Annotated in this window: 12 protein-coding genes and 1 pseudogene; 5 read left to right on the top strand and 8 right to left on the bottom strand. The window is 45.7% G+C overall.

All coding sequences use genetic code 11. The features are described 5' to 3' along the window. The first annotated feature begins 3 nt into the window (after window positions 1–3). Genes UL82_RS00145 through crgA form a run of 3 tightly spaced genes read left to right on the top strand, consistent with a single transcriptional unit; the run spans window position 4 to window position 3594 of the window. On the top strand, window positions 4–1335 hold the full coding sequence (locus tag UL82_RS00145) for a serine/threonine-protein kinase (protein WP_052735825.1): 1332 nt from the start codon (window positions 4–6) through the stop codon (window positions 1333–1335). After that, complete coding sequence (pknB, locus tag UL82_RS00140; protein WP_046438275.1) at window positions 1332–3278, top strand: Stk1 family PASTA domain-containing Ser/Thr kinase; 1947 nt, start codon at window positions 1332–1334, stop codon at window positions 3276–3278. The genes UL82_RS00145 and pknB overlap by 4 nt, the downstream gene beginning before the upstream one ends. Window positions 3279–3324: 46 nt before the next feature. Next, complete coding sequence (gene crgA, locus UL82_RS00135; RefSeq protein WP_046438274.1) at window positions 3325–3594, top strand: cell division protein CrgA; 270 nt, start codon at window positions 3325–3327, stop codon at window positions 3592–3594. A 682-nt stretch (window positions 3595–4276) separates the two neighbouring features. Here crgA and UL82_RS00130 read toward each other — a convergent pair. Both UL82_RS00130 and UL82_RS00125 read right to left on the bottom strand, forming a co-directional pair. Continuing rightward, window positions 4277–4957: a rhomboid family intramembrane serine protease gene (locus UL82_RS00130; RefSeq protein WP_046438273.1), complete on the bottom strand. Its 681-nt coding sequence runs from the start codon at window positions 4955–4957 to the stop codon at window positions 4277–4279. An 89-nt stretch (window positions 4958–5046) separates the two neighbouring features. Further along, window positions 5047–5580, bottom strand: coding sequence for a peptidylprolyl isomerase (locus UL82_RS00125; RefSeq protein WP_395922697.1), 534 nt, complete (start codon window positions 5578–5580; stop codon window positions 5047–5049). A gap of 40 nt (window positions 5581–5620) precedes the next feature. On the opposite strand from UL82_RS00125, the gene UL82_RS00120 reads away from it, so the two are divergent. Then, window positions 5621–5899, top strand: coding sequence for a hypothetical protein (locus UL82_RS00120; protein WP_046438269.1), 279 nt, complete (start codon window positions 5621–5623; stop codon window positions 5897–5899). Here UL82_RS00120 and UL82_RS00115 read toward each other — a convergent pair. From UL82_RS00115 to UL82_RS00090, 6 genes and pseudogenes are all read right to left on the bottom strand, one after another. Continuing rightward, window positions 5896–6654 carry an ATP-binding cassette domain-containing protein gene (locus UL82_RS00115; protein WP_046438267.1) on the bottom strand — a complete coding sequence of 253 codons (759 nt, stop codon included), beginning with the start codon at window positions 6652–6654 and terminating at the stop codon, window positions 5896–5898. The two genes, UL82_RS00120 and UL82_RS00115, sit on opposite strands and share 4 nt — an antisense overlap. After that, window positions 6655–7671: an ABC transporter permease gene (locus UL82_RS00110; protein ID WP_046438264.1), complete on the bottom strand. Its 1017-nt coding sequence runs from the start codon at window positions 7669–7671 to the stop codon at window positions 6655–6657. Continuing rightward, window positions 7668–8657 (bottom strand): substrate-binding domain-containing protein, encoded by a 990-nt coding sequence (locus tag UL82_RS00105; RefSeq protein ID WP_046440982.1) that lies wholly within the window; start codon window positions 8655–8657, stop codon window positions 7668–7670. Before UL82_RS00105 ends, UL82_RS00110 begins: the two co-directional genes overlap by 4 nt. Before the next feature lie 176 nt (window positions 8658–8833). Beyond that, on the bottom strand, window positions 8834–9607 hold the full coding sequence (locus UL82_RS00100; RefSeq protein WP_126363916.1) for a hypothetical protein: 774 nt from the start codon (window positions 9605–9607) through the stop codon (window positions 8834–8836). A 106-nt stretch (window positions 9608–9713) separates the two neighbouring features. Continuing rightward, the gene (locus UL82_RS00095) at window positions 9714–11102 is read right to left on the bottom strand and encodes a DUF418 domain-containing protein (RefSeq protein ID WP_046438260.1); all 1389 of its coding nucleotides are present in this window, start codon (window positions 11100–11102) and stop codon (window positions 9714–9716) included. An 11-nt stretch (window positions 11103–11113) separates the two neighbouring features. Continuing rightward, a pseudogene (locus UL82_RS00090) lies at window positions 11114–15120 on the bottom strand (Pls/PosA family non-ribosomal peptide synthetase). Between the two features lie 442 nt (window positions 15121–15562). On the opposite strand from UL82_RS00090, the gene UL82_RS00085 reads away from it, so the two are divergent. Then, window positions 15563–16387 carry a hypothetical protein gene (locus UL82_RS00085; RefSeq protein WP_052735824.1) on the top strand — a complete coding sequence of 275 codons (825 nt, stop codon included), beginning with the start codon at window positions 15563–15565 and terminating at the stop codon, window positions 16385–16387. Window positions 16388–17219 lie beyond the last annotated feature (832 nt).

Here is a 17219-nt window from a genome sequence, read left to right as displayed (position 1 = left end):
ATAATGAATCAAGAGCATATCCAACAACTCCTCGGTCCCGATTACACCTTGCAGTGGGTAATCGGTAATGGCGGCATGTCTACCGTATGGCTTGCCGACGATAATCGCGCCGGACGGGAAGTAGCTATTAAAGTTCTTCGCCCCGAGTTTTCTGATAATCAAGAGTTTCTCTCTCGGTTTAGAAATGAGGCACTAGCCTCAGAAAAAATTATCTCCGATAATGTGGTGCGCACCTATGATTACTTGGAAAGCACCGATGATCGCGGTCGCACCATGTGCTTTATTGTTATGGAGTACGTCCGGGGCGAATCCTTAGCCGATATGCTTGAACGTAAGCAGACGCTACCGGAAGAACTCGCTCTTGATTTACTAGAGCAAGCCGCCCACGGGTTATCAATTATTCACCGCATGGGCATGGTGCACCGCGATATTAAGCCCGGTAATCTACTAGTTACCCAAAATGGCCAGGTAAAAATTACTGACTTTGGTATTGCCAAAGCTGCTGCAGCAACTCCGTTAACTCGCACCGGCATGGTAGTAGGTACCGCTCAATATGTTTCCCCAGAACAAGCTCAAGGCCATGACGTTACCGCTGCTAGTGATATTTATTCCTTAGGCGTAGTCGGCTATGAGATCCTTGCTGGACACCGTCCTTTTACCGGTGATAGCTCGGTCTCGGTGGCTATTGCCCATATCAACCAGGCACCACCGCCTTTGCCAACAAGTATTTCTGCACCAGCACGAGAACTTATTGGCATTACTTTACGTAAAGATCCCAGCCACCGCTATGCCAATGGTAATGAATTTGCGCTGGCTATTTCAGCTACTCGGTTAGGTAAGCGCCCACCGCAGCCTACTGCAGTACCAGTCACCGCCATTGCACCTCAGCCTTCGCCAACTGCTTCAACTCATGCACTTGGTCAGGTAGCACAGCCTCCGGAAAAACAATCCCGTAGCTTCGGTGTGGGCATTGGTGTTGCTATTCTTATCGCATTACTTCTTGGTGCCGGAATGTGGGTATATGTAAAGCTCTCTGAGGAAAGCAAGGTAACCACCCCATCGGTGAGTATCACACCTCCTACACCAGAAACAGTTACTGTTACTGCGCAACGGCCGACCCCAACCACAACTGTTCAACCGGAAACACCTACTATTTTTCCGGAAACGACTTCGGAGCAAGAGACTCCCACTACCAGTTTTAGTCCGGCGCCTCCGGAAACTAGTGTGGAAGATCATCCCTCCACGGCCGCCACAGTGGAACTTACTGAAGATCCGCTAGCAACGGCCATCGACAATCTTATTTCGCAGATCAATTCCCCGGGAGCACAGCAGTGACGGAAACAATTGCTAACCGCTATGTACTTGGCGAGATCATCGGTACTGGCGGCATGAGCGTTGTCTTCTCAGCGCAAGACACACTTCTCGGCCGTGAAGTAGCCGTTAAAATGCTGCGCGCCGAACTATCTCGCGACATCAACTCGCGCGAACGCTTTAGAAAAGAAGCCCTTAACTCTGGCCGGCTTAATCACCCCGCTATTGTTGCCGTCTATGACACTGGCGAAGTCGATCGCGGTGGCGTCGAAACGCCTTATATTGTGATGGAGCGCGTTATTGGACGCACCTTACGCGACATTGTGCGTAATGACGGCGCATTAAGCCCTAATCAAGCTGCTGCCATGCTTATTCCAGTGTGCCAAGCATTAGCAATAAGCCATCAAGCAGGAATTATTCACCGCGATATTAAGCCAGCCAATATCATGATTACCAACACTGGTGCAGTAAAAATCATGGATTTCGGTATTGCGCGAGCGCTTGACGACGCAACCTCAGCGATGACCCAAACCTCTGCGGTTATTGGTACTGCGCAATATCTCTCTCCCGAACAAGCACGTGGTAAGACTGCTGATGCTCGCAGTGATATTTATGCTTTAGGCTGTGTTTTATATGAAATGCTTACTGGTAAGCCTCCTTTCCAGGGTGAATCACCACTATCGGTTGCCTACCAGCATGTTCAAGATGATCCTGCCCATCCCAGTGAATCTATTCCTGGGTTAACTCCAACTGCAGCGCTTAATGTGGATGCTGTTGTGCTCACCGCCATGGCGAAGCACCCTGGTGATCGCTACCAGAGTGCAGAAGAAATGGCCGCAGATTTAGAACGCCTGGAACGTAATGCGGTTACTGAGGCAGCTCGCCACCATGTGGTACTTCCTAGCGAGCAGGCTGCTAGTACTACGCACATAAACCAGGCTATCGCACCGGCTACTGAAGTAATAGCCCCGTCAACAACCATGTACGAAGCTAATGGTGCACTCAGCAATGATAGTGAGCCGCAAAAATCGAATCGAGCGCTAAAAACTATTGCAGCTTTATTGGCCGTCGTGGTCTTAGTTATTGCTGGTTTCTTCTCCTATGATTTCTTCTCAGAAAATGGGTTTTCTCGTTCAGTAGTAACACTTCCTAATCTTGTTGGTGAAACTCAAAGTGATGCTGTCACAGAACTAGAACACTTAGGCCTTCAGGTAACGGTCAATAATGAACCCAACCCAAATATTGAACGTGGCGAGGTAGTCCGTAGTAACCCTGCATCTGGTTCGCGAGTGCAAAAAGGATCGACGGTAACTATTACTGTCTCTTCCGGAAGGGAAGTCACTGAGGTGCCCGATCTTACGGGCAAAACCATTGCCGAAGCTGCCGATGTACTAAAAAATGCTGGTCTTGAACTTGAATCACAAGTACGAGAAAGTAGTTCTGATGTCATCGAGGAAGGAAAAATTGTCGAGCAAACTCCTTCTGGTGGCTCTCAGGTCTCGCGCGGATCAAAGGTAGTGATCACTGTCTCTACCGGTGAGGCAACCCAACGGGTACCAGTGATTAGCGGTATGCAGTGGTCGCAGGCACAGGGTAATTTAACTGCACTGCATTTTGAGCCGATCGTCGAATATGTTGATTCTTCTGAACCAGAAGGAACAGTTGTTTCCGTCGAAAGCGAGGGGGCACAGAAAAAGGAAGGTTCCACTGTCAGGGTACAGGTCTCAAATGCCATGCTTATTACCATGCCCAATATCACCCGACTTGATCCCACCGCTGCTCAAGCCGCCTTGGAGAGTCTGGGATGGCACGGTCATCTAGTAACCGGCGAAACCGTCAAAACTGCCGCGCTGGTTGATCGTGGTCTTATCGGTGCACAAGATCCCGCTTCTGGGGCAAAGGTACGCAAAGACGCAACCATAACGATTCGTGTGTACGAGTTCGACCTAACCGTTATCGGACAATAGAATGAAAACCTACCACTTTTAAGTCCATTACAAGGATGAATACATAATGCCTAAAGCAAAAATCACGTCTACGCCTTCTGTGCCAAGTTCAAGTTCTTTGGCCAACCGTACCCCGGTAAAAATTAATTCTTCGGGTACCCCATTGTGGTACAAGATCATCATGTTCGGCCTCATGCTTGCTGGTTTGGTCTGGTTAGTGGTTAATTACCTGGCCGGCGAACATATTAAGCTCATGATCGAACTCGGCCCATTGAACTATCTAGTTGGCTTTGGCCTCTTTATTGTCGGTCTGCTTATGACCATGGGTTGGCGTTAACTTCCCCATTCTTTTTAAAAGCCTGCACTCTTTTATTGGGTGCAGGCTTTTTTGCGTTGCGACGAAACCACCACCGCCATAAAAACCATGCAATCAGGAGCTTTTATGCACCTTTCCTAAAGGTCTACGGTGCGTCATTTCATGCATTGCTCTTTGATTAACTAAAAACTAGTTCCCTACCTTGCACCATTGTCGGGTGATTTTTGTTATTTTTCGTTCACTACTTTACCCCCGTCTATCGCTTTTCTACCCCTCGGGGAAAGTGTTTTCCACAGGCTGTGGAAAACACCTGGGGAAAGCTGAGAAGAAAGTTATAAACAGGTTTATCCACACCTGTGGAAAACTCGTGTCCCCTCATTCCACACCTGCGCAAATGTTCGATTTTTAGCCGTTTTCCTGGACTCTTGCATGCTGTTTCACCCCGGATATTTTAGGTACCTATCGAACAACATCTATGTAATTATCCACAATGTGGAAAACCCTGTGGAAAACTTTTTCTAAGTATTTTTGTGGGGAAAATACGGTGAACATAAGCACTATCACATGATAAAACCATGCTCATCCACCCCTAAAACACACGTGTAATTACATGAATGTATGTGAGAAATTATCCCCCTGCTAAAAACCAGCCAAATTATTAGTTATTGTTCAGCAGGAGGTTTTCCACACTATCTGTACCCGCTTAACTTATTAGCCAACCTCGGGCAAAAATTGCTAGCAATACACAACAAGTAACACCAAATAGCCACAACCATTGTTGGCGTGGTGAATTTCTTACTCGCCAGTTTCCAACAATGGGAAGCATCGCAAAGCCGGTAAAAAGACCACCTAAATGTCCCCACAGACTTACTTCAGGAGTAATAACGCTAAATATAACATTGGCCGCTACCAGCACAATCGGCGCTCGTAGATCACCACCGGTAACTTTCACCATGCCAATGAGCACAGCCATCAGCGCATATAAAGCACCACTAGCACCAGCAGTAGGGGTGGTGTAGTCGAACCACACTACAGCAGCCGCTGCTCCGATGCCACCAATAATAAATACTGCAGCGTAAATATACGAACCTAAAAATCTTTCGATCTCGGCACCGATAATAATTAACATAAATAAGTTCACTGCTAAGTGACTAATACTGACGTGAATAAACATTGACCCCAACACATGCATCATTGCGGTCAGTCCGCTGGTAGCTGCAGGACCAAAAAGAATCAGTGCCGAACCAACAGAAGAATCACTTAAACTAGCAGAAATCGAGCGAGATTCTAGGGCGGTAATTGCCCACAGCCCGATCATAATAAAACCGAAAATACAGGTTGTAGGGGCTGTACGGATTAAGTGACGCCAATATCCTGCTGTCATGAGGGTGTCCTTTAACTGAAAAAAGCGAAAGCCCGCAAAAGAAGCTAGATGCTACTTTCTGCGGGCTGAACTAACTCTATGAGAAAAGTTTATTCAACGATCTCGATAGATTCGATAACAACCGGATCAATAGGACGATCGGTGCGATCGGTTGGGGTAGAAGCAATCTTGGCTACAACTTCCTGGGAGTCTGCATCGGTAACCTCACCAAAAATGGTGTGGTGATTATTGAGATGTGGAGTAGGAGCAACAGTAATAAAGAACTGCGAACCATTAGTACCTGGGCCGGCATTAGCCATAGCCAACAAGAATGGGCGATCGAAGTGCAGCTCTGGGTGGAACTCGTCAGCGAAGGTATAGCCTGGGCCGCCACGGCCGGTGCCAGTTGGGTCACCGCCTTGGATCATAAATCCATTGATAACACGGTGGAAAACAGCACCGTCGTAGAAAGGACCAGTGGAGTTACCGGCAGCGTTGTTGGTGCTATAGCTGGCGGTACCATCGGCAAGGGTAACAAAGTTTTCTACCGTCTTAGGGGCATGGTTACCAAAAAGCTCGATGCGAATATCACCATGGTTGGTGTGCATGATTGCAGTTGCAGTCTTAAAACTCATGGGTTCCATTCTAGGCACAGAGAACAAAACCTCGCTAGGCTGAGAACTCATGAACATTAATACTGTACGCGGAGCCATTATTCTCGCCCGAAAAGCCTATGAGGTTTATTCACGTCGCCGGGATAAGAAGATCCGGGAAAATCTCGCAAGTATGCCTGTGCTGGAATTGCCTATCGACGAACCTCGCGAAAAGAAAATCCCAGCTATTGGATCCACAATTGGCCTTATTGCCGCTCTTGGCGCAGGTAGTGCGGCTGCATATTATTTCTTAACGCGTGAAGAACCTGCCGGAAAAACACCCCCACGAGTAGAAGACTATGTAGGTTAACGCGCTAGTTCATGGCTTAGTGCTGCTAATTCACCGCCACCGGCCATATGCTGGGTGAGTTCTTCTAAGCTCACCTGGCTACGATCGGCATCAAGTATTTGTCGACCTAAATTTAAAATGGTGAAGTGATCACCAACCAAATAGGCATGATGTGGGTTGTGGGTAATAAACACCACGCCAATGCCGCGATCACGCGCAGCGGCAACAAAGCGCAGAACCATACCGGATTGTTTCACACCTAACGCAGCGGTGGGTTCGTCGAGAATAATCACGCGAGCGCCAAAGTAAATTGCCCTAGCAATAGCAACAACTTGGCGCTGGCCACCAGAAAGACTAGCTACTTCCACATCAATATCGGGTAGTTCAACTCCCATATCACGAAGTTGTTCAGTGGCAATAGCTTTCATTTCTCGATCGCGTAACGTCCCGAAACGAGTGGTTAATTCTTGCCCTAGGAAGAAATTGCGCCACACACTCATCTGTCCGACAACAGCTAGATCTTGGTATACCGTTGCGATACCAGCATCGAGCGCTTCTCGTGGGTTATTAAATTGCGTGGGGATATCGTCGATAAGCAATCTGCCATCGGTATGTGGATGCAAGCCAGCAAGAACTTTAATGAGGGTGGATTTTCCAGCACCGTTATCGCCTAGGACACACGTGACTTCCCCAGCGCGCACATCAAGGTTAATTCCGCGTAATGCTTGGAAGCTGCCATAGGATTTACTGAGGTTATCTAGAGTAATAATGGCCATTTAGCGTCCCTTGGTGAAGTTGGCGAATGAGGTGTTGGTAAGCACGGCGAAAAGTAGCATGGCTCCTAGGAAGAATTTAAACCAATCGGGATTCCATCCGGCATAAACAATTCCCTGGTTAGTCATACCGAAAATTAATGCACCGATTGCTGTGCCGATAGCGGTACCACGGCCACCGGTTAATGCACAGCCGCCAATGACTGCGGCAATGATATATAAGAACTCGTTTCCCACGCCTTGCCCGGCTTGGATTGAATCAAAAGCAAAAAGCGTATGCATGCCGACGAACCATGCTGCGAAGCCAACAAACATAAATAGGATAATTTTTACTCGTCGCACTGGTACTCCGACAGCACGAGCGGCTGCTTGGTCACCACCAACTGCAAAAATCCAGTTGCCAAAGCGAGTTCTAAATAGCAGCCAAGAAGCAAGTGCTACAAAAAGTAGCCACCACACTACCGTCACTCGAATACTTATCCCGCCAACATTGATACTGCCGGCAAAAAAGGCTCGAGCAGAATCGAAACCTTGCATGTCTGCAATAGAAGGGGTCGCTACCTGGCCGGTAATAAATTTGGTAATAGCAAGGTTAAGTCCTTGCAACATTAAAAAGGCAACCAAAGTGATAAGGAAGCTAGCAATACCAGTTCGGGTAACCATGAACCCATTCAGAGCACCAATACCTAGGGCAATTCCTAAAGAAAGTAATGCACCTACCCAGGAGTTTAGGTGCAGATTATAGTTAAGTATTGTTGCTGCTAGTGCGGCAGTAGTTACTGCCACACCAGAGGAAAGATCGAACTCATCACCGATCATCAGCATGCCTACCGCTAAGGCCACGATACCCATAGTTGAGCTAGCATAAAGCACAGTTGCAAAGGCATCAAAAGAGCGGAAAGAGGGCGCAACCACCATAAAAAGGGCAAAAATTGCTACTGCACCAAGCAGGCTAGCTAGCTCTGGTCTACGGATAAACTTAGCCCAGGTGCTTCTAGGGGCAAATCTATCGTCACTCATCGCAATCCTTCCTTAGCTGCCTGTTCAATAAGCTGCACATTGGTGCTATCAATAAAACTCGGACCGGTATATACCGGACGTGAACCACCAACGGTTGAGCCATTGCGATGAGCTAGCCATAACGCATCAACGGCCATATAACCTTGCAAATATGGTTGCTGATCTACCGCCCAGGCTACTGCCCCAGTATTAATAGCATCGACAAGTTCAGCATTAGTATCGAAGGTGGCTATTTTCACCTGACGATTATTGCCTAAACTACTCACTGCTTCACTAGCGCGTAATGCTACTGGAGCAACCAAACTCATAATCCAATCAATGCTTGGATCCTGAACCAATTTCGCTTGAATCGTAGCCTGCGCTGAGGCAAGATCTTGTCCATTAACATAGAGCAATTCGACATCAGCATGCGCGCCTTCTGCCACACCAGCACAGCGCGCTTCCTGTGAGGAGTTGCCTTGTTCATGAATAACGCATAGTACGTGCCGAGCTCCATCTTCTTGCAGTCTCTTACCGGCTAGGCTGCCAGCATATTTTTCTTCTTGGCCAAAAAAGGCGGAAATATTGTAATCCCGATAGGAATCCATACCAGCGTTGAGTGCTACCACCGGAATATCTGCTAGGGCAGCTTTTTTAGCCACTGGTCCAATAGCTTGGGCATTGGGCAAAGTAAGTGCAATGCCATCTACTTTTGCATCGATGGCAGACTGTACCAAGTTAGCCTGATTAGGTGCTTGGGGGTCACTAGAATAACGCAGTTCAATATTGTTTTTTTGGGCAGCATCCTCAGCGCCTGTGCGCACCAAATCCCAAAAAGTATCTCCCGGAGCACCGTGGGTAATAAAAGAAACCGTCAACCGTGGAGTATCAACACCACCAGTGCGTTCACCATGAGAAGCAGTAGTACGAGGTGCTCCTCCGGTTTCAGAGCAAGACACCAAACCTAAACATAGTAGGACGGCTGTGGCAGCTTTAACGACTGACAAGGGTTTGTTCACCCAGAAAGTGTGTCCTACACATAACCGTAGAGTCAAACCCTTTTAGCTGCACATTTAACGATTCAGTAGTGTTAAGCAGGGTGTTAAGTGATAAAAGAAATATTATAAAATCTGTCGCACTTCTGCTTTAACTCTCAACTAGCAATACAAAAGCGTTTCGACGATTATCGCCACTGAATTGGAGGCAAAGTTTCGTCATCGTATTCGTAATATATCGCTGCCGGCATTTCTTCTTCGGTGATCTCTTGATAAACAACACTCAGTAGGGCACCACGATAGGTAACGCCTACATGAAGATCGGATTCAAGAGCCGGAATGCGATCATGTTCATCAATGCCACAGACAGATTTAATATTGCCGCTCACAATATCAGCTTCCTCACCCATGGCAGTCACTGAGGTAAATGATGGCGCAGGTACAGCACTATGTGTTTTATCCTCTGGCCCACTGACCATGAGAAAATCATCGTCGTTAAACGAGAAGGCACCAAGAAAAATCATGTTATAAGTAGTGCACTGATAATGGTCAATATATTCTGAATCTTCAGTTTCGTTCACCATCAATGCATCTGGTTCTACTCGAGCACCGTTATTGACCGTAACTGACCAAGCAAAAAAGCGATCAGTTAGGTTTTCAGTGACAATAATGGCTTTTTTGCCGAATCTTAACTTAGCTCCTGGCGTTGTGGGCTGTATTTGCCGACCATTAATAGTTATTGGTTCTGGCTGCGCAATAGTGGTGGTACTTTCTGCCATGTTCATATCACTACTCGTGGTACTCCCATTACGCTTAACCAATTCAGGTACTTGATCAGATCTTGAATGTGGGTGGTAACGGTTAGGTTCTGCTTGCCCGCAGGCAGCAAGACTAGTACTTAAGCCCACAGTAAGTACAAGCGCAATGGTTTTGGTATACACGGATTGTAGTGAAAACATCATGATTCATTCTGTAGTCGTCGGAACACAATGTTTAGTGTGCTAATAGGCCAAAAACTAAGTTTCGCCGCAGACTAAAAATTGGGTACACAGCCATAGGATTAAAAAATTAGTAAGCAGTCTTTGACATAGCTTTTTCCTCCTCTCTGCGACGATCTGGTACCACCAGACGTGCCACTCGGCTACAACTACGAGCCATAAAGGTTTCCATCGGGCCGCGACCAACCGCAATTTGCCAACCGGTAGCAAAAATCAAGACGAAAACTACCTGGATGACGAACCACATCATAGGCGCGGAGTAATTTTGTTCTGAGAATGCTGTGAGACACAACAAATGCAAGGTATACAGGGTCATAGTCATAGAGCCAGCAGCAATCAATGGGAAGATCCAACCGCTTAAAATACGTGCAATGACTAGGAAGGAACCTATTGCAATTAATGCAAGACCAGCGGTAGAAATAATTGCCAATGGAACATTGGTGTGGGGGCCATTAATGAGTAACCACCACCAGGTATCAGTAGGCAAATGCCCTGATGGACCATAGGTAAGGACATCAGAAATGTCAGAGACCTCATAGTTATCGGTGTAGTAATACAATTGCCTGAATCCACCAGCAAAATCAATCAAGAAGGTCGAGGTAGCGAAACCAACAAGCGCAAGCCCTACCCCACCAACAATAAGACGAGCGCTAGTAAGCAACCAACGTAAGTTAAGTCTGCCTACTGCCATGCCCAGGCAAATATAGGCCATCCAGGTTCCTGCTGGATAAGTTCCACCAAGGAAAAGAGTAAGTAAGGTATCGGTAGGGTAAGAGATAAGGGAAGAAAAATTCGGATTAAACATGGTAGAATACTGCCCCCACCTATTAATAAAAAACACTAATATCGGACCACAAACAGCAATAAGCAAAGATAGAGTTAGCAGCCAGCGGATACGTAGTTTCAAAAGTGGTACTGCAATCAAAAACATTAAACCGTAATAAGGCAAAATGTTAAATACCGGTACTGCTAATTGATTAATCCCCAACCCAATCACAAAAATTAACAGTGCTCGAACAATTAATGATGCCCGAGCTCGGCGCAAACGTTGTCCTTGATAAGGATTATTAGCCCCACTAAGCAACGCAATGGTTACTCCAGCAAGCACCGCAAATAATCCAGCGGAATGACCAGCAAAAGCTTGCCAAATCAACGTTGGTTTATTGGTGTACTGGTTATAAGCCGGCAAAATATGCACAGCAATCATACCGAAAAGAGCAAAGCCACGTGCCGCATCCAACCCGGTAATCCGCTGCGGATTCATTTTTGAACCAAAAGCAAGTTCTTTTGTCCACTTAGGCTGAGGTGCTTCCGGTTCTATCACCTGGGGCACTTCAATTTTGGGTACAAAATGTGTTTCACCGTCCCAGATAGGCCGAACTGTTGAAGGTCCGGGGGTAGGACGGTTCCCTAAATCAGCAGGACTAGTCTTATTACCTAGTTGTTCTGAATTGGTCATAACAAAAATCCTTAGCTTTTCGGATGAACGAGTTGCATATCGTGCTGCTCAACGTCAGTCGGTTTTACTTTTTCCACATGCGAGACGGGATTACCTGACCAAATGGTGTCTTGTGGTATCGAGTCCTGGCGTAAAACTAGAGAGCCTGGACGAATAATGCTGCGTTGACCTAAAGAAGAACCTGGCAGCATAAAACTATTTGGCCCCAATGTTGAGCCTTGCCCTAAGGTAACGGTTTCTAAAGACATCACTCGATCATGGAAAAGGTGGGTTTGTAGTACAGTGCCCCGGTTGACCGTAGCGTTATCTTCAATACTGATCAGGTCAAACTCTGGCAGCCACCAGGTTTCGCACCATACGCTGCGACCAATGCGAGTTCCCATTAACCGCGCCCACCAGTTATAAAGCGGCGACCCTAATGACATTCGAACTAACGACGGTACGGCTAATAGCTCAGCAGTGTTGTCAACAAGTTCACCACGCCACACAAAAGTGGAAAATAGTGTGCGCTGACCAGCGGTAAAACGACCAACAATTAACCATTTAAGAATTATTGGGATCACACTAGCGATAATTCCACTGACCAAAACGATGGGGAATGCCCACATGATGACACCAATTAGACCGTGTCTGCCCATACCATAATGCATATATACATTTGTGCCCACCCAAACAATGAAAAGATCAAGATAGGCAGCAGTAATTACTGGAATTAAGCGGAAAAGCTCGACAATAAGACGTGCTACTTTAAGATGCTCCGGCGGGTTAAAAGATGCCCAGCATCAGCTTCAACATGTTGACGTGGAATGCTACGCGGAGTTCGACCCATCCATGAAGTACCTCGACCTGTTTTACCAGGTACTGAAGATAATACTGCTATCAAAGCATCTGAGGGCAGATCAAGATCGGGACCAACAATGCCAGAGTTGCCAACAAAGCAGCCGTCGCCAAGCACCGTAGTACCAATATGAACCCAGCCGCGGCGATGCCTGGAGGCGGCACACATCGAGTGATCAGCTAAGAAACAGCGGTTTCCTACCCAGGTGAGATGCGGAATAGTTTCTACTGTCGAAATTTCAGTATCTTTACCCACACGTGCGCCCAATAAACGCAAGAATGCTGGAGTAATAAGACCGGCATACATAAAGTAGGTCGAAGTCAATGTCTTTTGCAGCAAACTATGAGTCAACCACAATGCCCAACCAGTTGTTGAGTGTTCCGGAAAATAACCCGGCTTAATCAACACTGCACATGCTCGCACGGTAAGCACAACCAACACCAACCAGGTCACAATGGTTATGACAGCAAATATTGGTGTCCACAAGGTAAGAACTGGAAAAACTTCTTCATAACGCTGACGCATAATCACATTCGGCAACACGACCATAATTGCTGGGATAACCGCGATCATAGGTAGAAGCGTCATCCACATAAGCCCCAAGCCATAAAGCAGCCGATGGTTAAACCAAGACAACATGGTTACCGCGCCCATTTCCACAGCTTCTTCTGGAGTTTCCAATGGCCATTCCTGGCCGGCTTCCCCACGATCAACTATTGGCGAACCACTATAAAGTCGACCTGCTGGAATATTCTTATCAACACATGAACCAGGCAGCACCTCAGCATCATCGCCAATAGTGATTCCAGGGGTAATAAAGGTACGTGTTCCTACCCGTACTCGATCACCAATAATGGTTCGCCCAACGTAGAAGGTATCGCCTTCAATCCAATGTCCGTTAATATCTACTTCATGCTCTAAAGAAACATCATCGCCAATAGTAGCTAGGCCACTAACCGGTGGAAATGCGGTTAGTTCTGCATTTTTGCCTACTTTGCAACCAAACAACCTAAATAGTATCGGCATAAATGGTGTACCCAGCAAAGGATCTAATCGCATATAGATAAAAATGCGTTCAGCTGCCCAAATGCGTAAATGTGTCCAGCCACCTCGAAGATACTCCCCCGGCTTAATCCGCATAGTTAATATACGAGTAGCGATGACTGTTTGAGCAATTTTTCCTGGGGTAGAAAATAGCACAAACCAGCCGATAAGCCATGGGATAACTGATATTCGGGGTACCCAACCAGCGTGAAAAATAACCCGCAACACCCACACAACCAAGATGGCACCAACAATATAGCGAGCAGCGTTAATGACATAAATTCCGCATACTACTAAGAACTGAACAATTCCCGACCACCAGGGTATTTTCTGTGGTTGTGGATTTTGCTCATTATCTTCACTTAAAGTCGAGAGATAAGCAGCCATCTCAGCCAAGGTGGGGTTGTCATACAAAGCACCAATATCTAAAGCCGGGTGTGTAGAACGTAATTCCACTGCCAATTTAGCAATAGCTACTGAGGAACCACCAAGATCAAAAAAATTAGCATCCGGACTAATCGGCACTGGTCCTAATTGATCCATCCACTGACCAGCAAGAATTTTCAGATCATCCGGTAGAGCTGCCAGAGCAGCAGCAGAATCCTCTGAAGTAGGCAGTGGCCAAGGCAGTGCTTTACGGTCTACTTTGCCTGAAGTTTTCTTTGGTAGCTCATCAATAATGCACAGCGTTGGTGCAATACCACCTGGTAGAACCGTACTAAGATGCGCGCGAGCAGCCGTAAGATCAACACTTCCCTGTGGGCCAGTCCCATCAGCGACGATATAACCAACAATGACATCGGAACCAGCATTTGTTTTTTGTTTTGCTGCTGCAGCAACACTAACACCTGGGATCGTGCTTAATGCTCGGTCAATTTCACCCAGCTCCATACGACGACCACCGAATTTAATTTGATCATCGGCACGACCAGCAAAAATAAGGCCTTCTTTTTCAGCGATCACCAAATCACCAGTACGATAAGCACGCTGCCAATTCATTGATGGCAAGGGAGCATAAACTTCTGCATCTTTAACCGGGTCAAGATATCTACCTAACCCAACCCCACCGACGATCAACTCACCGCTTTCACCCCAGCGCACTGGTTCATTCGTGCTCGGATCAACTACAACAAGTTGCCAACCAGGAGTAGCACGACCAATACGTACTGGCTCATCTTTTTCTAAAGGCTTCATGAGCTGCCCGGAAGCAATTACTGTTGATTCCGTTGGACCATAGGTGTTCCATAATTCGCGACCTGGTGCATACAAACGATTAGAAAGTTCACTAGGCAGTGCCTCACCGCCGAAAATAAGTAAACGAACAGCAGAAAGAGATTCTGTGGGCCAAAAAGATGCCAAAGTAGGAACGGTGGAAACGGCGGTAATCTCATTATCGGTAATCCATTTACCCAACACATCAGCAGAACGAACAATATCGCGAGGTGCTGCAATAAGTGCTGCCCCATAACGCCAGGCCAGCCACATTTCTTCGCAGGAAGCATCAAAAGCAACCGATAATCCAGCCATAACTTTATCCCCTGGGCCAAGGGGTGCATCAACGAGATACATTCGTGCTTCGGCATCAACAAGCGCAGCTGCTGACCGGTGAGTAATAGCTACACCTTTGGGTTTGCCAGTAGAACCCGAGGTAAAAATAATCCACGCATCATCTTCGGTGGTAGGAAGCTGTATTGCAACTGGATCTGTACGCCTATCGTCAATAATGTCTAATTGCAGATCTTTTCCATATACTGCACATACCTGAGCTTCTTCCCAAACTGTCTTAGCACGTTCATCAATGTCGTCCCAGTCGACGGGAACATAGGCTGCACCAGAACAAATAGTGGCAAGAATCGCTATATATAAATCGGTTGTTCCAGAAGGGACTCGAATACCAATCCGATCACCTAAACCGATACCAAGTTCGGCAAGTCGTGAAATTTCTTCGTCAATACGCTGAGCTAACTCACGGTAGTTAAGGGTCTCATTCATACCCACTAATGCTGGAGCATCTGGATACAACGCTACTGTGGTGTGAAAAATATCAACTAGCGTGCGAGGAGTAGGTATCTCTTCGACACCGTAAATTGCTAGTTCGTGGTGATCCTCCGATGAAGGAGATGTTAAAAAAGCCATTAACTTTGTCCCTTAATCCTACTAACCAACTGTTTCTCGATCTCTATTCATGGCGTTGAGTAGTAATGAATGTTTGTAGTTCTAAGGCAAAAGAAAAATACATATTTATATTTGCATATTTTTATATTACAAAATCACAACAATAAATCACCTTAAAATGGGTTATATTATAAAACAATAATAATTATTTAAAATAAAACTAAGAGAGACAACACACTTTAAAACACCTTAGTGCTACATATCTAATTTTCCACCCCTTATGAATTACCCCCTCATTTTCCATAAAAGTGACTTGAGTAGCATAAATACAATCAATGCGGCATAATAATTAAACTGTAATATTAGTAACAATTAATTGTTGCCAAAGCAACAAATTAGGGTATTTATATGCATGAGCTGGAGAATAAAAATATAATCAAAAGAAAAGCGTCGAAAGGTTTGTATGACTAAACGGTTTTATTGGCTAATACTTAGCACTGTGCTCATCAGCACACTTATTGTCATTGCGAGCATCATTTTCGTCTTTGCAAAAGATTCTGATCTAGAAACCACACATTATGAGGGTCCCCCACAAAGCCTTTCTTTTAGCAACGGTACGAATGAGGGAAAATACCGCCTTTACACTGCGGGAATCGATCTTAATAAACCCTATGGGGTACTTATTCGCCTACATGGTGATGGCGGTGATACTGAAGCGAATCTCAATGCATTAGCAGCTGTTGCACGCAAACATAATATGGTGCTGCTTACCCCTTTTACTCCAGATAGGGAAACACTGACCTGGTGGAAACAGCTACCAACTAATCGCCTATGGTTACAAAATCTTCTTGAGCAACGCATTTATACCCTGCCCCATGTTGACACCAGTAATATGTGGTGGTCAGGATATTCTGGTGGCGCAGAAATGCTTTCTTATAGCATCTTGCCTAACTCCCCAGAACTTGTTACTGGTGGCGCAGTATTACTTGGCGGCGGCGGTGCACCAGGCGAGGTAAACAAACAAGTCAGTCAGCACACAAAAGAAACACTCCCCCTATGGTGGGTAACCGGAAAACTAAATAATGGCGCAGTACCTGCTTCCGGTAATCCACAAGAGTCTTTCGATGCACTTTCTGCAGCACATAACGGTTCCAATTTCTATCGAAACCAAGGTTTTAGAAATATCACTACTGAGTTTCCAGACGGTATTGATCATTATTCTCTCAACCAAGCTGAAATTGTTAATCGCGCAATTACCCAGGCCAAAGCACAAAAAAATAATAAATAATACTAACTAAAACTAACCGAAAAACCACTGAGTTAAATTAGCGAAAATCTCGCAGACTATTATTTAAATAAGTTTATTATTCCTTACCCCATCGAGCCCCTAAAGATATAACCCCACACTGCTGTCACAAACAGACCAAGCCAACTTCTACCGCATATATCTTTTTGGATTTGATTAGTGTCAATGCATGCTCACCTGGCGATACTACGCCACGGTTACAGCAAATTTTGTATACCCAAAACCTATCAGCTCGATCAGAGTATATCTAGCTTGGCATCTCAATATGTTTACCCTTGGCTTATCACCACTACTAACAAAGTGCTTTTAGAGCAACATCTTTAAGTAGTAATACGTAATTAAGCTATCCCAACAAAACCCATGGCGATCACTCTTATGTGACATTTACTTAAGTTTAATAAGTGTTCCATATACCGCGATCTGCAATAACAGAGCATAATGTTCATTGCCTCAAGAAAAATAAGGGGCCAAAGATTTCCAAAGAAAAATGTCGGTTTCTCTTTTTACGCTTAAGAGAAACCGACATTTTAATCTCTTATGTAATAAAGAACTGTTTTCTAGGGTTCCCCTTCCCTATACAGAAAACAGATTTGCGTACAAAATTATCTGCTTACCTCTAACCAAACCCTCCTTCTAGTCTTTTATTAGTCATTTTATTAACGCTCGACTGTGAAATTTTCCACTGCCATGCATTAACGATGGCGATTATAAACATAAATGTTTCGCTAAGCAATACTTTTAAATAACCTTTTTAACAGGCATTTTAAGAATCTGCATCGAGATGAAAATACTAAAAGCAGTTCTGATGCCCATT

It is taken from the genome of Corynebacterium kutscheri, from assembly GCF_000980835.1.
GTDB lineage: Bacteria > Actinomycetota > Actinomycetes > Mycobacteriales > Mycobacteriaceae > Corynebacterium > Corynebacterium kutscheri.
Note: the sequence above shows the minus strand (reverse complement) of the source record. Positions and strands in the feature narration are given on the sequence as shown.